Origin of the sequence: Nocardioides sp. zg-1230, assembly GCF_013155335.1 — a bacterium.
In the GTDB taxonomy this organism is placed as follows: Bacteria; Actinomycetota; Actinomycetes; order Propionibacteriales; family Nocardioidaceae; genus Nocardioides.
Window position 1 is genome coordinate 1,451,204 of record NZ_JABJQZ010000001.1, and the last position, 17,233, is coordinate 1,468,436.

At 72.5% G+C, this 17,233-nt stretch carries 17 protein-coding genes; 16 read left to right on the plus strand and 1 reads right to left on the minus strand.

Annotated features, from left to right (window positions below; translation table 11 throughout):
- Positions 1 to 5 precede the first annotated feature (5 nt).
- The 6 genes from HOO61_RS07050 (at position 6) to lon (ending at position 7,285) form a co-directional block, all read left to right on the plus strand.
- The gene (locus HOO61_RS07050; RefSeq protein WP_172257887.1) at positions 6 to 2,075 is read left to right on the plus strand and encodes an acyl-CoA dehydrogenase; all 2,070 of its coding nucleotides are present in this window, start codon (positions 6 to 8) and stop codon (positions 2,073 to 2,075) included.
- A 1-nt stretch (position 2,076) separates the two neighbouring features.
- Positions 2,077 to 2,763: a class I SAM-dependent methyltransferase gene (locus HOO61_RS07055; protein ID WP_172257888.1), complete on the plus strand. Its 687-nt coding sequence runs from the start codon at positions 2,077 to 2,079 to the stop codon at positions 2,761 to 2,763.
- The gene (locus HOO61_RS07060) at positions 2,760 to 3,335 is read left to right on the plus strand and encodes an alpha/beta hydrolase (RefSeq protein ID WP_172257889.1); all 576 of its coding nucleotides are present in this window, start codon (positions 2,760 to 2,762) and stop codon (positions 3,333 to 3,335) included. The genes HOO61_RS07055 and HOO61_RS07060 overlap by 4 nt, the downstream gene beginning before the upstream one ends.
- Before the next feature lie 103 nt (positions 3,336 to 3,438).
- Positions 3,439 to 3,963 carry a carboxymuconolactone decarboxylase family protein gene (locus tag HOO61_RS07065; RefSeq protein ID WP_253941976.1) on the plus strand — a complete coding sequence of 175 codons (525 nt, stop codon included), beginning with the start codon at positions 3,439 to 3,441 and terminating at the stop codon, positions 3,961 to 3,963.
- The gene (locus HOO61_RS07070; protein ID WP_367650054.1) at positions 3,960 to 4,826 is read left to right on the plus strand and encodes an RNA polymerase sigma-70 factor; all 867 of its coding nucleotides are present in this window, start codon (positions 3,960 to 3,962) and stop codon (positions 4,824 to 4,826) included. The genes HOO61_RS07065 and HOO61_RS07070 overlap by 4 nt, the downstream gene beginning before the upstream one ends.
- Before the next feature lie 89 nt (positions 4,827 to 4,915).
- The gene (gene lon, locus HOO61_RS07075) at positions 4,916 to 7,285 is read left to right on the plus strand and encodes an endopeptidase La (protein ID WP_172257891.1); all 2,370 of its coding nucleotides are present in this window, start codon (positions 4,916 to 4,918) and stop codon (positions 7,283 to 7,285) included.
- A gap of 33 nt (positions 7,286 to 7,318) precedes the next feature.
- On the opposite strand, the gene HOO61_RS07080 is transcribed toward lon, so the two are convergent.
- Entirely contained in the window at positions 7,319 to 7,855 is a 537-nt protein-coding gene (locus HOO61_RS07080; protein WP_172258196.1) for an inorganic diphosphatase, read from the minus strand.
- A 131-nt stretch (positions 7,856 to 7,986) separates the two neighbouring features.
- Here HOO61_RS07080 and dacB point away from each other — a divergent pair, with 131 nt between their 5' ends.
- From dacB to HOO61_RS07130, 10 genes are all read left to right on the plus strand, one after another.
- The gene (dacB, locus tag HOO61_RS07085) at positions 7,987 to 9,459 is read left to right on the plus strand and encodes a D-alanyl-D-alanine carboxypeptidase/D-alanyl-D-alanine-endopeptidase (RefSeq protein WP_172257892.1); all 1,473 of its coding nucleotides are present in this window, start codon (positions 7,987 to 7,989) and stop codon (positions 9,457 to 9,459) included.
- 125 nt (positions 9,460 to 9,584) lie between these two features.
- Positions 9,585 to 10,601: a zinc-dependent metalloprotease gene (locus HOO61_RS07090; protein ID WP_172257893.1), complete on the plus strand. Its 1,017-nt coding sequence runs from the start codon at positions 9,585 to 9,587 to the stop codon at positions 10,599 to 10,601.
- The gene (gene tilS / locus HOO61_RS07095; RefSeq protein WP_172257894.1) at positions 10,598 to 11,593 is read left to right on the plus strand and encodes a tRNA lysidine(34) synthetase TilS; all 996 of its coding nucleotides are present in this window, start codon (positions 10,598 to 10,600) and stop codon (positions 11,591 to 11,593) included. The genes HOO61_RS07090 and tilS overlap by 4 nt, the downstream gene beginning before the upstream one ends.
- Before the next feature lie 10 nt (positions 11,594 to 11,603).
- Entirely contained in the window at positions 11,604 to 12,155 is a 552-nt protein-coding gene (gene hpt / locus HOO61_RS07100; protein ID WP_172257895.1) for a hypoxanthine phosphoribosyltransferase, read from the plus strand.
- 108 nt (positions 12,156 to 12,263) lie between these two features.
- Entirely contained in the window at positions 12,264 to 14,327 is a 2,064-nt protein-coding gene (gene ftsH, locus HOO61_RS07105) for an ATP-dependent zinc metalloprotease FtsH (protein ID WP_172257896.1), read from the plus strand.
- Entirely contained in the window at positions 14,324 to 14,944 is a 621-nt protein-coding gene (gene folE, locus HOO61_RS07110) for a GTP cyclohydrolase I FolE (protein WP_172257897.1), read from the plus strand. The genes ftsH and folE overlap by 4 nt, the downstream gene beginning before the upstream one ends.
- A 38-nt stretch (positions 14,945 to 14,982) precedes the next feature.
- Positions 14,983 to 15,798, plus strand: a complete 816-nt coding sequence (gene folP, locus HOO61_RS07115) for a dihydropteroate synthase (RefSeq protein ID WP_172258197.1) — start codon at positions 14,983 to 14,985, stop codon at positions 15,796 to 15,798.
- The gene (gene folB / locus HOO61_RS07120; RefSeq protein ID WP_172257898.1) at positions 15,795 to 16,169 is read left to right on the plus strand and encodes a dihydroneopterin aldolase; all 375 of its coding nucleotides are present in this window, start codon (positions 15,795 to 15,797) and stop codon (positions 16,167 to 16,169) included. Before folP ends, folB begins: the two co-directional genes overlap by 4 nt.
- The gene (gene folK / locus HOO61_RS07125; protein ID WP_172257899.1) at positions 16,162 to 16,731 is read left to right on the plus strand and encodes a 2-amino-4-hydroxy-6-hydroxymethyldihydropteridine diphosphokinase; all 570 of its coding nucleotides are present in this window, start codon (positions 16,162 to 16,164) and stop codon (positions 16,729 to 16,731) included. The genes folB and folK overlap by 8 nt, the downstream gene beginning before the upstream one ends.
- Positions 16,728 to 17,228 (plus strand): DUF3180 domain-containing protein, encoded by a 501-nt coding sequence (locus HOO61_RS07130; RefSeq protein ID WP_172257900.1) that lies wholly within the window; start codon positions 16,728 to 16,730, stop codon positions 17,226 to 17,228. Before folK ends, HOO61_RS07130 begins: the two co-directional genes overlap by 4 nt.
- Positions 17,229 to 17,233: the final 5 nt, after the last annotated feature.

Sequence of the window (17,233 nt, forward strand, 5' to 3'; positions counted from 1 at the left end):
GCGACATGTCGACCGACCAGGTTCCGCCCATCGCCGACGAGCTCCCGACCGTCGAGCCGGAGACCGCGACAACGCCCGTCGACGACGACGCGGTGCACGCCGACGACTCGGGCTACCGCCAGCCCGAGGTCGACGTCGACGCGCTGCGCACCCTCCTCGACGGCCGCTACCGCGAGGTCCGCGACCTCGTCCGCGACAACCTCGCCCAGCACGCGCAGGTCCTGCTCGACCAGGAGCAGATGAGCACCACCGACTTCCGTGAGCGCGTGCGCGACGTGGTGGAGCTGATGGCCGGGACCGGCCAGACCGGCATGGGCTTCCCGGAGGAGTACGGCGGGGGCGGCGACATCGGCGCCTCGATCGCGGCCTTCGAGACCCTGGCCTACGGCGACCTGTCGGTGCTGGTGAAGGTGGGCGTGCAGTTCGGCCTCTTCGGGGGCGCGATCCTGCAGCTCGGCACCAAGCACCACCACGACGCGTACCTCGCCGACCTCGTCAGCGGTCGGACGATGGGCTGCTTCGCCATGACCGAGAGCGGGCACGGCTCCAACGTGCAGGCGCTCGGCACCGTGGCGACGTACGACGCCGAGGCGCAGGAGTTCGTGATCACCACGCCCGACGACGCGAGCCGCAAGGACTACATCGGCAACGCGGCGGCCCACGCGGAGCTCGCCGTGGTCTTCGCCCAGCTCGACGTTGCCGGCGAGCGCCACGGCGTGCACGCCTTCGTCGTCCCGGTCCGCGAGGGCGGTCGCGTCCGCGACGGCGTACGCATCGAGGACTGCGGCCCGAAGATGGGCCTCAACGGCGTGGACAACGGTCGCATCTGGTTCGACGGGGTGCGGGTGCCGCGTACGGCACTGCTCAACCAGTTCGCCGAGGTGACCCCCGAGGGCCGCTATCTCTCGCCGATCGACAACCCCAACAAGCGCTTCTTCACGATGCTCGGCACCCTCGTCCAGGGCCGCGTCTGCGTCGGCGGCGCCGGCATCAACGCCGCGAAGGTGGCGCTCACCATCGCCACCCGCTACGCCGTGCGCCGCCGCCAGTTCGAGGCGACGTCGCCCGACGAGGAGCAGGTGCTCCTCGACTACGGCATGCACCAGCGCCGCCTGCTGCCGCTCCTCGCGCGGACGTACGCCCTCCACTTCGCGCAGGAGGTCGTCTCAGGCCAGCTCCACGACGTCTTCTCCGGCCCGGGGCCGATCGAGGAGGGCAGCGACGAGCACGCCCGGCGGATGCTCGAGTCGCGCGCAGCCGGCACCAAGGCCCTCGGCACCTGGCACGCCACCCGCACCATCCAGGAGTGCCGCGAGGCCTGCGGCGGAGCCGGCTACCTCAGCGAGAACCGGTTCGCCGCGCTCAAGGCCGACACCGACGTCTTCACCACCTTCGAGGGCGACAACCACGTCCTGCTGCAGCTCGTCGCCAAGGGCCTGCTCACCGACTACGCCGGCGAGTTCGAGGACATGGACCAGCTCGGCATGGCCCGCTTCGTCGCCGGGCTCGCCGTGGAGACCGTCGTCGAGCGCACGGCGGTGCACAAGCTCGTGCAGTCCGTGCGCGACCTGCTGCCCGGGGGTGACACGTGGGACCAGGAGGCCGGGCTGCTCGACCCCAACTACCAGCTCGCCATGCTGCGCTTCCGCGAGGAGCACATGATCGGCGGCGTCGCCCGCCGGCTCAAGCGCGGCATCGACCAGGGTATGAACCCCGGTGCGGTCTTCTCCCGGGTGCAGGACCACGTCATCGCCGCCGCCCGCGCCCACACCGAGCGGCTGGTGCTCGAGGCGTTCGTCGCGAAGACCGCGACCCTGCCCGACGGCGACCTCAAGGTCGCGCTCAACTTGCTGTGCGACCTCCACGCCCTGACCACGATCGAGGCCGACCGGGCCTGGTTCATGGAGCACGGCCGCCTCTCCAGCGCCCGCTCCAAGGCGATCAGTCGCGAGATCAACGCGCTGTGCCGCAAGGTCCGGCCGCTGGCTGTCGACCTCGTCGATGCCTTCGGGGTGCCGGAGGAGATGCTGCGCAGCCCCGAGCTGCTCGGCTGGCCCATCGGCGCGGACGCCTGACGTGAAGCTCCCCGGGCTGGGCGGCTGGCACGAGGACCCGCTGTGGTCCTACGTCTACCCCTGGCTCGTGGAGCACGACCGCGTCGGTGGCGCGGCCTGGCGCGCCGGCACCGGCAGCGACCTGTCGCTGATGTGGGAGACGGCTGCCGAGATCGGCACCCTGCCGCGCGGGGCGCGCGTGCTGGACGTGCCGACCGGGTCCGGGGTGGCCCTGCGCGGCCTGCGACCGGGACAGGGCATCGACTACGTCGCCGCGGACATCTCGACGACGATGCTCGCCCGGGCGCGCGCTGCCGCGACCCGGCTGGGGGTCGCGGATCAGGTGACCACCGCCCTCGCCGACGTCGGCGCCCTTCCGTTCGCCGACACCTCCTTCGACCTCGTCGTCTCGCTGACCGGCCTGCACTGCTTCCCCGACCCGCGCCGGGCGATCGGCGAGATGGTGCGGGTGCTCGCCCCCGGCGCCGTGCTCACCGGGAGCTCGCTGTTCACCGACACCGGCCCGCGCTACGAGCCGCTGCGGTGGGCCGGCACCCGGGCCGGGATCCTCGGCCCGATGTGCAGCACGGCCGAGGCGGTCGAGTGGCTGCGGGAGTCCGGCTGTCGCGACGTCGACCTCACGCTGCACGGCGGGATCGGCTACTTCCGCGCGACCAAGCAGCAGATCGAGCAGGAGGACCTCGGATGACCTTCGGAGGACTGCCCACCCGCTTCGAGCCGGTCGGCGCGAGCCGCGGCCTCGCGATCGTCGCGCCGGGACGGGCGTACTCGCCGGCCGCTCCGCTGCTCGACCTCGCGACCCGCGCGCTGCTCCAGCACGACCTCACCGTCCAGCAGCTCTGGTGGGACGCGACGAGCCGCGGCGACGAGGACGCCGAGGCGTGGGTACGCCGTCACGTGGCCGCGGCGCACGCCGGCGAGGACGCCGACCACGTGCTGGTGGTCGGCAAGTCGCTCGGCACCCGCGCAGCGTCGTACGCCGCCGAGCGCGGGCTCGACGCGGTCTGGTTCACCCCGCTCCTCGTCGACCCGGTCGTCGCCGAGGGCATCGCCGCGAACGCCGGCAGGCAGCTCCTCGTCGGCGGCCTCGCCGACGACCTGTGGGACCCGGCCGTGGCGCGCGAGCTCGCCGACGCCGGGTGCGAGGTCCTCGAGGTGCCCGACGCCGACCACTCCATGGGCACCCCCGACGCGGTCCGCACCGTCGAGATCCACCTCGAGGTCGCGCGGGCGGTGGACGGGTTCCTGTCACAGGTCTGACCCGGCCGGTGTCTCCATGCCATCCACCTACCCACGAGGAGATGACATGCCCAGCCAGTTCCGGTTGCCGAAGGCCCGAATCGACGGCGCGTACGGTGCCCTGATGACCCGCGTCGCGAAGCGCATGTGGGGCCAGGTCCCCGACAACGCCTACGTCCTCTGGCACAACAAGCCGGTCCTCAAGGCCGTCTTCGGCTTCGAGCAGAAGGTCGGCCGGTGGTCGGCGCTCGACCCGCACCTCAAGTCGTACGCCGAGATGGCGAGCGCCGGCGTCATCGGCTGCTCGTGGTGCCTGGACTTCGGCTACTTCCTCGCCCACACCAAGGGTCTCGACGAGGCCAAGGTGCGCGAGGTGCCGCGGTGGCGCGAGTCGGACGTCTTCACCGACCTCGAGCGCGACGTGATGGCGTACGCCGAGGCGATGACCGTGACGCCGCCGCAGGTCACCGACGAGATGGTCGCCGAGCTCGACCGCCGGCTCGGGCACGCCGCGGTGGTCGAGCTGACCATGATGGTCGCCGTCGAGAACGAGCGCTCGCGCTTCAACTCCGCGATGGGCCTGGCCTCGCAGGGCTTCAGCGACGTCTGCGAGCTGCCCCTCGCGCAGGCTGGGACGATCAGCAGGTGAGCACCGAGCACTTCGTGACCCACCGCAACCTCCTCTTCACCGTCGCCTACGAGATGCTCGGCTCGGCCGCCGACGCCGAGGACGTGCTGCAGGAGGTCTGGCTGCGGTGGGCCGAGGTCCCGGTCGAGGAGGTGCGCGACCCGCGGGCCTACCTGGTCCGGGTGACCACGCGGCTCGCCCTCAACCGGCTGCGCACCCTCGCCCGGCGCCGCGAGGACTACGTCGGCACTTGGCTGCCCGAGCCAGTGCTGACCGCGCCCGACGTCGCGCAGGACGTGGAGCTCGCCGACAGCGTCTCGACCGCGATGCTGCTCGTGCTGGAGACGCTGCCGCCCACCGAGCGGGCCGTCTTCGTGCTGCGCGAGGTCTTCGACGTGCCGTACGCCGAGATCGCCGAGGCGGTCGAGAAGTCCGAGCCCGCGGTGCGCCAGATCGCCAGCCGGGCCCGCGCGCACGTGGCCGAGCGCCGCCCGCGGACGTCGGTCAGCGCGGCCGAGCGCGACGCGGTGATCGAGCGTTTCCGCGCGGCGACCGAGACGGGTGACCTCCAGTCACTGATGGACGTGCTGGCGCCCGACGTGGTGCTGATGACCGACGGGGGCGGCAAGGTGCAGGCCGCGCTCAACCCGATCTACGGCCGCGACAAGGTCCTCCGCTTCCTCACCGCCGTCACCCCGGAGGCGCTCGAGATGGAGCCGGTCTGGCTCAACGGCTCGCCGGCGATCCAGTTCGTCATCGCCGGCCGGCGTGACGGCGTCGGCACGATGCTCGTCGAGGACGGGGTGGTGACGCGGCTGTTCCTGGTGCGCAACCCCGACAAGCTGGACCGGGTGGCGGGCGAGGTCCCCCTGGCGCGCCTGTAACGCCGGCGTTACAGCCGGCGGGGGCCGCGTTCGCGGTGGGCGAAACCGGATCCGGTATCACCGCCGTCCGGCCTGCGGTTGGACGAGACATGACCCAGAACCAGACCCTCCCCACCGCGTTGCCGGTGGTGTTCCTGCACGACGTCGTGGTGCTGCCGGGCATGGTCGTCCCGATCGAGCTCGACGACTCCTCCCGTGCGGCCATCGACGCCGCGCGGCTCGCCACGGAATCACAGCGTGGCGACAGCCCCGACGACCAGCCGCGCGTGCTGGTCGCTCCCCGTCTCGAGGACCGCTACGCCACCCACGGCGTCGTCGCGGTCGTCGACAAGGTCGGCCGGTTCGCCGGCGGCAGGCCCGCCGCGGTGCTGCGCGCCGAGCGCCGCGCCGCCATCGGCGCCGGTGTCACCGGTCCCGGCGCCGCCCTCTGGGTGGAGGCCGAGGACGTCCCCGACGTGGCGCCGACCGAGACCACCCTCGAGCTCGCCGAGGAGTACCGCGCCCTCGTCGTCTCCGTCCTCGAGCGCCGCGAGGCGTGGCAGGTCATCGAGACCGTCCGTCGCATCACCGACCCCGCCACCCTCGCCGACATGTCCGGCTACGCGCCCTACCTCGACGCCGAGCAGAAGCGCCAGGTGCTCGAGACAGCGGACGTCGACGAGCGGCTCCGGCTGCTCATCGGGTGGACCCGCGCGTACGACGCCGAGGACGAGGTCAACGACAAGATCAGCACCGACGTCCGCGAGAGCCTGGAGAAGAACCAGCGCGAGTTCCTGCTGCGCCAGCAGCTCGCCGCCATCCGCAAGGAGCTCGGCGAGGGCGAGCCGGACGGCTCCGACGACTACCGCGCGCGCGTCCAGTCCGCCGACCTGCCCGACGCGGTGCGCGAGGCGGCGCTGCGCGAGGTCGACAAGCTCGAGCGCTCCAGTGACCAGGCCCCCGACGCCGGCTACATCCGCACCTGGCTCGACACCGTCCTCGAGCTGCCGTGGAACGAGCGCACCGAGGACTCCCACGACGTCGCGGCCGCGCGCGCGGTGCTCGACGCCGACCACCACGGCCTCGACGAGGTCAAGGACCGCATCACCGAGCACCTCGCCGTCCGCGCCCGCCGGGCCGAGCGCGGCCTGGAGGTCATCGGCGGGCGCGGCTCGGGCGCGGTGGTCCTGCTCGCCGGCCCGCCCGGCGTCGGCAAGACGTCGCTCGGCGAGTCCGTCGCCCGGGCCCTGGGCCGCAGCTTCGTGCGCGTCGCCCTCGGCGGCGTGCGCGACGAGGCCGAGATCCGCGGCCACCGACGGACGTACGTCGGTGCGCTGCCCGGCCGCATCGTGCGGGCCATCAAGGAGGCCGGCTCGATGAACCCGGTCGTCCTGCTCGACGAGGTCGACAAGGTGGGCGCCGACTACCGCGGCGACCCGGCGGCAGCCCTGCTCGAGGTGCTCGACCCGGCGCAGAACCACACCTTCCGCGACCACTACCTCGAGCTCGACCTCGACCTGTCCGACGTCCTGTTCATCGCGACCGCCAACGTGGTCGAGCAGATCCCGACGGCCTTGCTGGACCGCATGGAGCTGGTCACCATCGACGGCTACACCGAGGACGACAAGGTCGCCATCGCGCGCGACTTCCTCGTCCCCCGCCAGCTGGAGCGGGCCGCCCTGACCGCCGACGAGGTCACGGTCTCCGACGACGCACTCGGCGAGCTCGCGGCCAACCACACCCGCGAGGCCGGCGTACGACAGCTCGAGCGGCTGCTGGCCAAGGCGTTCCGCAAGGCCGCCACCCGGCTCGCGACCGGTGAGGTCGACCGGCTCGACATCGACGTGGACGTCCTGACCGACCTCGTCGGCCGCCCGCGCTTCACGCCCGACAGCCACGAGCGCACCGACGTCCCAGGGGTCGCCACCGGTCTCGCCGTGACCGGCCTCGGCGGCGACGTGCTCTACGTCGAGACGTCCGTCGCCGAGGGCAAGGCCGGCCTCACCGTCACCGGCCAGCTCGGCGACGTCATGAAGGAGTCGGCGTCGATCGCGCTGTCCTGGGTGCGTGCGCACACCGACGAGCTGGGCATCGACCCGGCCGCGCTCGAGCGGTCGATCCACGTGCACTTCCCGGCGGGCGCGATCCCCAAGGACGGTCCGTCAGCGGGTGTGACGATGGTGACCGCCCTCGTCTCGCTGCTCACCGGCCGGCCGGTGCGCTCCGACGTCGGCATGACCGGTGAGGTCACGCTGTCGGGACGGGTGCTGCCGATCGGCGGCGTGAAGCAGAAGTTGCTGGCTGCCCAGCGGGCCGGCCTGGCGACGGTCTACGTCCCGGAGCGCAACCGCGCCGACCTCGACGACGTACCGGCCGAGCTGCTCGCCGAGCTCGACGTACGTCCGGTGGGACGGGTGACCGAGATCCTGGCCGAGGCCCTCGAGCCGGCGCACACGGTCGCGGAGGCCGTCGTGGCCTGACCCCGGAAGCTGGGGAGCGGCGGCAGCCTCGCCTCAGGCGTCCTCGCCGAGGCTGTCGTCGGCGATGTTGTCGAGGTCGTTGCCGTGGCCCTCGGTCTTGAAGCGCTCGAACGACGCCTGGACCTCGGCCTCGGCCTCGGTGCGGCCGACCCAGTCGGCGCCCTCGACGGACTTGCCGGGCTCGAGGTCCTTGTAGACCTCGAAGAAGTGCTGGATCTCGAGGCGGTCGTACTTCGAGACGTGGTTGATGTCGCGCAGGTGCTCGAGGCGCGGGTCGTGGGCCGGGACGCAGAGGACCTTGTCGTCGCCGCCGGCCTCGTCGGTCATCCGGAACATGCCGATGGCGCGGCACTCGATGAGGCAGCCGGGGAAGGTGGGCGACTGGAGGATCACGAGCGCGTCGAGCGGGTCGCCGTCCTGGCCGAGGGTGTTCTCGATGAAGCCGTAGTCCGCCGGGTAGGCCGTCGAGGTGAAGAGCATGCGGTCCAGGCGGATGCGCCCGGTCTCGTGGTCGACCTCGTACTTGTTGCGCTCACCCTTGGGGATCTCCACCAGCACGTCGAACGTCAGCACGTCTTCCTCCACATCTCCGGCACGCCTTCGGGCCGCTCAGCTGCGTCCGGCCGCGAGCCCGACGCGTTGGTCTCGGGGCAGTGTCGCGCACAATGGCCCCGATGCGCGAAGCGAGAGGGTCGAAAAGGGTGGGACGTGACCTACGCCACTCGAGCCGTCGGTCCCGGCGGTCCCGTCGGCCATCGGCCCGGCACTGGCTGCCGACGCTGCTGGTCCTCGCGCTCCTCGCGGCGGGCCTGGGGGCTTACCGCTACGAGTGGGGACAGCGCTACCTGCCTGGGCTGGCCGCGGACCCGGTGACCGAGCCCGAGCAGGTGCTCGCACCCGCCGGGCTCGACCTGCCCGACTGGTCGCCGCCGGGCGACGACGCCGTCGCCCTCGACGCCGGGGGCGTCCTCGCCCCGGAGCGGGTGGCCGCGGCCGTCGGCACCGACCTCGCCGACCCCGACCTGGGCCGCCACGTCGTCGGGGCGGTCGCCGCCCTGGCGCCGGGCTCGCCCGAGTGGACGACGGGGGACGGGCGCTACCTGCCGGCCTCGACCACCAAGCTGCTCACCCTCGGTGCCGCCCTCGAGGCGCTCGGGCCCGACCACACCTTCACCACGCGGGTGGTGCGGGGCGCGGGCCCGCGCGACGTCGTCCTCGTCGGCGGGGGAGACCCGCTGCTGGCCAGCAGGTCCGTCACGCTCGCCGAGGCCGAGTCGACGTACCCCGCCCGCGCCGACGTGACGACGCTCGCCCTCGAGGCCGCCGAGGCGCTGGGCGGTGAGGGACGGGTCCGGGTCCGCTTCGACGACAGCCTCTTCGCCGGTCCGACCGACAACCCGGCCTGGCGCCGCGACTACGTCCCCGACGACATCGTCAGCCCGATCACCGCGCTCATGGTCGACGGGGGCGACGAGCCGGACAGCGAGCTCAAGTCCGACGAGCCGTCGCTGGCGGCCGCCCGGGTCTTCGCCGACGCCCTCCGGGCCGCGGGTCTGCGCGTGACCGGCCGGCCGCAGCGGGTCGTCGTACCAGCAGGAGCCGAGGAGCTCGCCTCGGTCGAGAGCGCGCCGCTGTCCCAGGTCGCCGAGCGGATCCTCGACGTCAGCGACAACGAGGGCTCCGAGGTGGTCGGCCACCACGTCGGCCTCGCCACCTCCGGCACCGGGTCGTTCGAGGCAGGCGCCGCGGGGGTGCTCGCCACCCTCGGCGGGCTCGGGATCGACGTCGCCGGCGCCGAGGTGTACGACGGCTCCGGCCTGTCGCGCCGCAACCGGGTCGTGACCTCCACGCTGATCGACCTCGTCCAGCACGCGGCCGGGCCGGACGGCGAGGCGATGCGCAGCCTGGTCACCGGGATGCCGGTCGCCGGGTTCACCGGGTCGCTGACCTACCGCTTCGCCGAGGGGCCAGCGGTCGCGCGCGGGCTGGTGCGTGCCAAGACCGGCACCCTCACCGGGGTGCACGCCCTCGCCGGCATCGCCGTCGACCGCGAGGGCGAGCCGCTCGCCTTCGTCTTCGGGGCGGACAAGGTCTCACCGCTCGACGGGCTCGACGCGCAGGAGGCCCTCGACCGCGCCGCCGCCTCGCTCGCCACCTGCCGCTGCACACGCTGAGTGGGCTTGGTCCCCTGTACGCCGCACGTGCGGCGGTCCTGGCCCTCGATCGCGCGCGCTGGGGGCCACATCCGCCGCACGTGCGGTCCGACCGGCGATTCGCGGCTCCCGGCTAGTGTCGTGACATGAACCTCGTCGACTGGGACTTCGCCGTCACCGTGGGATCCCGGATCGCCGGGCCGGGGCCGGACGTGACGCCCGAGGAGGCCGCGGCCGCGGTCGTCGAGCTCCGTGAGGGCGCGAACCGTTCGACCCCGCTGGTCCGCGAGTTCACCGGGCTGCACGCCGAGGACGGCACGGCGCCCGTGCTCGTGGTCGACCGCACCGGGTGGCTGCGCGCCAACGCCGACGGCTTCGCCAAGCTCCTCAGCCCCGTCGTGGACAAGCTCATCGAGAAGAAGGGCCCGCCGTCGGCGTTCGCCGAGGCCGTCGGCACCCGGGTCACCGGCGCCGAGGTCGGGCTGATGCTCGGCTTCCTCAGCAGCAAGGTGCTCGGGCAGTTCGACCCGTTCCACGACCCCAACGGACGCCTGCTGCTGGTGGCGCCCAACATCGTCCACGTCGAGCGCGAGATCGGCGCCGACCCCACCGACTTCCGGCTGTGGGTGTGCCTGCACGAGGAGACCCACCGGGTGCAGTTCACCGCCAACCCGTGGCTCGGCCAGCACCTGATGTCCCAGATGCACGCCGTCGCCGACACCCTCGAGCCGAGCGCGCTGCTCGACGGGCTGCGACGCGGCGCCGACGTGCTCCGCGGTGGTAACGGCAGCATCATCGACCTCGTCTCCTCGCCCGAGCAGAAGGAGATCCTCGACCGCGTCACGGGCGTGATGTCGCTGCTCGAGGGTCACGCGGACGTGGTGATGGACGGCGTCGGTCCCACCGTCATCCCGTCGGTGGAGGAGATCCGCCGCAAGTTCAACCAGCGTCGCAAGGGCGTCGGCTCCCTCGACAAGCTGCTGCGCCGGCTGCTCGGGCTCGACGCCAAGATGGCGCAGTACCGCGACGGCGCGGTGTTCGTGCGCCACGTCGTCGACAAGGTCGGCATGGACGAGTTCAACACCGTCTGGACCGGCCCGGAGACGCTTCCGTCGAAGGCCGAGATCACCGACCCCGACGCCTGGATCGCCCGGGTGCTGTGACGCTCCACCCCTCGATCGCGGCGGTCCGGCTGCCGGTCCGCCGGACCCTGGCCCGGCCCGAGCCGCGAGGCGGTGGCCGGGAGACCGTCGCCGTGGCGTGCAGCGGTGGCGCCGACTCCCTGGCCCTCGCGTCCGCGGCCGTGTTCGAGGGGCACAAGCTCGGCATGCGCGTCGTCGGGGTGACCGTCGACCACGGCCTGCAACCCGGCTCCGCCGAGCAGGCCGATCGCGTCGTCGCGCAGCTCGCGTCGATGGGCGTCGACGAGACGCTCACGGCCCGGGTGGAGGTCGACGCCGCGTCCGGGATGGGGCCCGAGGCCGCCGCCCGCGAGGCGAGGTACGCCGTCCTGGAGCAGGTGGCCGAGCACCTGCGGGCGGGGCTCGTGCTGCTCGGCCACACCCTCGACGACCAGGCCGAGACGGTGCTGCTCGGCCTCACCCGCGGCTCGGGCGGCCGGTCGCTCCAGGGCATGCGCCCGGCCTTCGGCGTGTTCGCGCGCCCGCTGCTCGGCGTACGTCGTGCCGACACCGTCACCGCCTGCCTGGTCGAGGGACTCGAGGTGTGGGACGACCCGCACAACGCCGACCCGGGCTACACCCGCGTGCGGGTGCGCGAACGGGTGCTGCCGGTGCTCGAGGCCGAGCTCGGCCCCGGCATCGCCGAGGCCCTCGCCCGCACGGCCGATCAGCTGCGTGACGACACCGCCCTGCTCGACGACCTGGCCCTCGACGTCTTGTCCGAGGCGTCCCGCGACGGCGGTCTCGACGTCACGGTTCTCGCGGCCGCCCCGCCGTCGCTGCGCCACCGCGTCATCCGTCGCGCCGCCCTCGACTCGGGCGCACCCCCGTCGGAGCTGACCCGCGACCACGTCCTCGCCGTCGACGGGCTGCTCGTCGGCTGGCGCGGCCAGAAGTGGATCGACCTGCCCGGGCCGCTCCGCGCCCTGCGCCGCGACGGGCTGCTGGTGATCGAGGCACCGGCGTCCCCCTAGGCTGACGCCCATGGACTCGTCCCACGTGGAGCACGACCTGGTCAACGTCCTCTTCACCGAGGAGCAGATCCAGCAGCGGCTGGCGGAGATGGCCCTCCAGATCACCGAGGACTACGAGGGCAAGGACCTGCTCGTCGTCGGCGTCCTGCGCGGGGCGGTGATGGTGATGGCCGACCTGGCGCGCTCGATGCCGCGCCACCTCGAGATGGACTGGATGGCGGTCAGCTCCTACGGCTCGGGCACCAAGTCGAGCGGCGTGGTGCGGATCCTCAAGGACCTCGACACCGACATCAGCGGCCGCGACGTGCTGATCGTCGACGAGATCATCGACACCGGGCTGACGCTGAGCTGGCTGGTCAACAACCTCTCGAGCCGCAACCCCGCGACCGTCGAGATCGCGACCCTGCTGCGCAAGCCCGAGGCGCTGTCGATGCCGGTCGAGCCGAAGTACGTCGGGTGGGACATCCCCAACGAGTTCGTCGTCGGCTACGGCCTCGACTACCGCGAGCGCTACCGCAACCTGCGCGACATCGGCACCCTCGCGCCGCACGTCTACTCCTGACCGGGGTCGTGCGCGGGCGCATCGGGGTCGCCCCGCTTCACCCCGCCTGAAACAATGAGGGTCCGGGTGACGTGTAGCGTCGCCTCTCCACCTCCGAACAGCTGAAAGTTGCCTGTGAAGCGCATATTCAAGGGTCCCTGGCTGTGGATCGTCCTGTCCGCCTTCGCGGTGCTGCTGGCGATCCAGTTCCTCGCGCCCAGCGACGGCTACGACGAGGTCGACACCTCGACCCTCGCCTCCTACATCGACGACGGCAAGGTCGAGGAGATCGAGTTCAACGGAGCGGACTTCGAGATCCAGGCCACCCTCGACAAGGGCACCCGGGACGACGGCGACAAGGTCGTCGCGCAGTACATCGACGGCCAGCAGGAGGCGCTGCTGTCGGCCGTGCAGGAGCAGAAGGCCGCCGGCACGATCGAGAAGTACAACTCGACCGTCCCGCAGCCCAGCTTCCTCGGGTCGCTGCTGGCCACCCTGCTGCCCTTCGCGCTGATCATCCTGCTGTTCATCTTCCTGATGAACCAGGCCCAGGGCGGCGGCGGCCGTGGCGTCATGCAGTTCGCCAAGTCCAAGGCCAAGCTGATCACCAAGGACATGCCGAAGACGACCTTCAGCGACGTCGCCGGCTGCGAGGAGGCGATCGAGGAGCTCGGCGAGATCAAGGAGTTCCTCACCGACCCGGCCAAGTTCCAGGCCGTCGGCGCCAAGATCCCCAAGGGCGTGCTGCTCTACGGCCCGCCCGGCACCGGCAAGACCCTCCTCGCGCGCGCCGTCGCCGGCGAGGCGGGCGTGCCGTTCTACTCCATCTCCGGCTCCGACTTCGTCGAGATGTTCGTCGGCGTCGGCGCGAGCCGCGTGCGCGACCTGTTCGAGCAGGCCAAGGAGAACCCCCCGGCCATCGTCTTCATCGACGAGATCGACGCCGTCGGCCGCCACCGCGGCGCCGGCATGGGCGGCGGCCACGACGAGCGCGAGCAGACCCTCAACCAGCTGCTCGTCGAGATGGACGGCTTCGACGTGCGCGGCGGGGTCATCCTGATCGCGGCCACCAACCGTCCCGACGTGCTCGACCCCGCGCTGTTGCGCCCCGGCCGCTTCGACCGGCAGGTCCAGGTCGACGCCCCCGACCTCAACGGTCGCCACCAGATCCTCAAGGTGCACTCGCGCGGCAAGCCGATCGCGCAGGACATCGACCTGCTGAGCATCGCGCGCCGCACCCCCGGGTTCACCGGCGCCGACCTGGCCAACGTGCTCAACGAGGCCGCGCTGCTCACCGCGCGCAGCAACGCCAAGATGATCACCGACGCCTCCCTCGACGAGGCGATCGACCGTGTCATCGCCGGCCCGCAGCGTCGTACGCGCCTGATGAGCGAGCGCGAGAAGCTCGTCACCGCCTACCACGAGGGCGGCCACGCCCTGGTCGCCGCAGCCCTGCCCGGCACCGACCCGGTGCACAAGGTGACGATCCTGCCGCGCGGTCGCGCGCTGGGCTACACGATGGTGCTGCCCGACCGCGACAAGTACTCCCAGACCCGCAGCGAGATGCTCGACTCCCTCGCCTACATGCTCGGCGGCATGGCAGCGGAGGCGTTGATCTTCCACGACGTCACCTCCGGCGCCGGCAACGACATCGAGAAGGCCACCAACCTGGCCCGCGCGATGGTGACGCAGTACGGCATGACCGAGCGCCTCGGGGCGGTCAAGCTCGGCGACAGCAACTCAGAGCCCTTCCTCGGCCGCGACATGGGCCACCAGCGCAACTACTCCGAGGAGACGGCCGCCGCGGTCGACAGCGAGATCAAGGCGCTGCTGGGCCACGCCCACCAGGAGGCCTTCGACATCCTCGAGACCAACCGCGACGTCCTCGACGCGCTGGTCCTTGCCCTGCTCGACAAGGAGACGCTCGACAAGGGCGAGATCGCGGAGATCTTCGAGCCGCTGCTGAGGCGGCCGGCCCGGCCCGCCTGGACCGGCTCGCCCGAGCGCGTGCCGTCGACGATCCCGCCGGTCGACATCCCGCAGGAGATCCGTGACCGCGCCCACGCGGGTGCCGTCCCCGACGAGCCGGAGGCCGGCGCCGTCCTGACGCCGCCCGGCGCGGGCGGCGACATCCACGGCTCCCCGCAGGCCGGTCCCGAGACGCCCGCCCCGCCCCACCCGGACGCACGGTGACGGACCCGGTCACCGTGCCCCTGCGCGCGCCGGAGGACGTGCCCGCGTTCGACCACGAGCGGGCGGAGGCAGCGGTGCGCGAGCTGCTGTTCGCGATCGGCGAGGACCCCGACCGCGAGGGGCTGCTCGAGACGCCGGCGCGGGTCGCCCGGGCCTATGCCGAGCTCACCCATGGCCTGCGCCAGCGGCCCGAGGACGTCCTGACGACCACGTTCGACCTCGGTCACGACGAGATGGTCCTCGTGCGCGACATCGAGCTGTGGTCGATGTGCGAGCACCACCTGGTGCCCTTCACCGGCGTGGCCCACGTCGGCTACATCCCGGCTGACACCGGCAAGATCACCGGCCTGTCCAAGCTGGCGCGGCTCGTCGACGTCTACGCCAAGCGCCCGCAGGTGCAGGAGCGGCTGACCACGCAGGTGGCCGACTCGCTGATGGAGATCCTCGAGGCGCGGGGCGTCATCGTGGTGATCGAGGCCGAGCACCTCTGCATGACGATGCGAGGCGTCAAGAAGGCCGGCGCCCGCACGATCACCTCGGCCGTGCGCGGCGCCTTCCTCACCCACCAGGCCACCCGCGCCGAGGCGATGGCGCTGATCCACTCAGGCACCAGGTGAGCCAGGGCGTGCCCTCCGTCGCCCGGGTCACCCGGGTGATGGGGATCGTCAACGTCACCCCCGACTCGTTCTCCGACGGCGGCCGCTGGGACACCACCGAGGCCGCGGTCGCCCACGGCCGCGAGCTGCTCGCGCAGGGCGCCGACGTGCTCGACATCGGCGGCGAGTCGACCCGGCCCGGGGCGACCCGTCCGGTGGTCGCCGAGGAGCTCGACCGGGTCGTCCCGGTGATCCGCGAGCTGGCGGCGGGCGGAGCCGTGGTGTCGGTCGACACGATGCGCGCCGAGGTCGCCGCCGCGGCCCTCGCCGCGGGCGCGCAGATCGTCAACGACGTCTCCGGCGGCCTCGCCGACCCGCGGATCCTCGACGTCGTCGCCGACAGCGACGCGTCCTACGTCGCCATGCACTGGCGCGCCCACGCCGACCGGATGCGCGACTTCACCGACTACTCGCCGGACGGGGTCGTCGCGGCCGTACGTCGTGAGCTGGGCGAGCGCCTCGACGCCGTCCTCGCCGCCGGCGTCCCCCGCGAGCGGGTGTTCCTCGACCCCGGGCTGGGCTTCGCCAAGCAGCCGCGCCACAACTGGGAGCTGCTGGCCGCGATCGACGTCCTGCGCGAGCTGGGCTGCCCCTTGCTCGTGGGCGCCAGCCGCAAGTCGTTCCTCGGCTCGCTGCTTGCCGTGGACGGCTCTCCGCGGCCCGTGGACCAGCGTGAGCACGCCCACGTCGCGCTGGTCACGGTGCTGGCCGTCCGCGGGGTCGAGGTCCTGCGCGTGCACGACGTACGAGCCACGCGCGACGCGCTCGCCGTGGTCGCCGCCCTCCGCGACGCGACACCAGGGGAGACCGCATGAGCGACGAGCTGGCCGTGACGGGCATCGAGTGCTTCGCGCACCACGGGGTCTTCGACTTCGAACGGCGTGAGGGACAGGTCTTCGTCGTCGACCTCGTGCTCGGCATCGACACCCGCCCGGCGGCCGCCTCGGACGACCTGGCGGACACCGTGAACTACGGCACGCTGGTGGCCGACGTGAAGGCTGCCGTCGAGCGCGACCCGGTCGACCTGATAGAAACCGTCGCTCAACGCATCACCGATGTATGCCTGTTGGACACTCGTGTTGAATGGGCGCGAGTCACGCTCCACAAACCTGATGCACCCATCGACGCGACGTACTCGGACGTCGCGCTGACGATCACCAGAACGCGAGGCAACGCTCATGACTGAGACCCCCAACCCCCACATCGTGGACGCCGACTCCCTCACCGGCGAGATGCACCCGATCCGTCGGGTGGTGGTCGGCCTGGGCTCCAACCTCGGCGAGCGCCTGGCGTCCCTGCAGGGCGCGGTCAACGCCCTCGCGGACACCCCCGACTTCTTCGTCACCGGTGTCTCGCCCGTCTACGAGACCGAGCCGGTGGACGCGCCCGAGGGCTCGCGCCCCTACCTCAACGCCGTCCTGCTCGCCGACACCACGCTCCCCGCCGCCCGGCTGATGGAGCGCGCGCTGGCGATCGAGGACGCCTTCGACCGCGAGCGCAGCGACATCCGCAACGCCCCGCGCACCCTCGACGTCGACCTCATCGTCGTCGGCGACCGCCGCGCCAACGAGGACTTCCTGCGCCTGCCCCACCCGCGCGCCCACGAGCGCGCCTTCGTCCTGCAGCCGTGGCACGACCTCGAGCCCGACGCCGTCTTCCCCGACCGCGGCCCGATCGCCGAGCTGCTCGACGCCTCCGACTCCTCGGGCGTGAAGAGGCGCGAGGACCTCACCCTTGAGGTCGAGTGACCGAGTCTGGTCCGGAGCCTGACGGGGACCCCGAGGAGCCGCGCGGCACCCTCCGCCCGACGTCCGCCCGCGCCCTGACGGCGTGCACCGTCGTGGGCCTGGCGCTCGGGTGGGCGCTCCACCCGGTGATGGACGCGGTCGCCGGCCGCCCGCCCCTGGTGTCCTGGGCGCAGGCGCTGGTGCTGGTGATGGTCGCCGCGATCATGGGCTTCCTCGCCTGGCACACGTGGCAGACGGTGCACGTGCGGGGCGAACGGCTCGAGCCGCACCAGGCCGTCAACCGCCTCGTGCTGGCCCGCGCGTGCGCGCTCGCCGGCGCGCTGGTGACGGCCGGCTACGTCGGCTACGCCGTCAGCTGGCTCGGTGACGAGTCCCACTACGCCGACCGCTGGGTGTTGCGCGCGCTCGTCGCGGCGGTCGGCGCGGCCGGGGTGACCCTCGCCTCGCTCGCCCTCGAGCGTGCGTGTCGCGCGGACGGGGGACGGCCGCGCCCCTAGTCTGG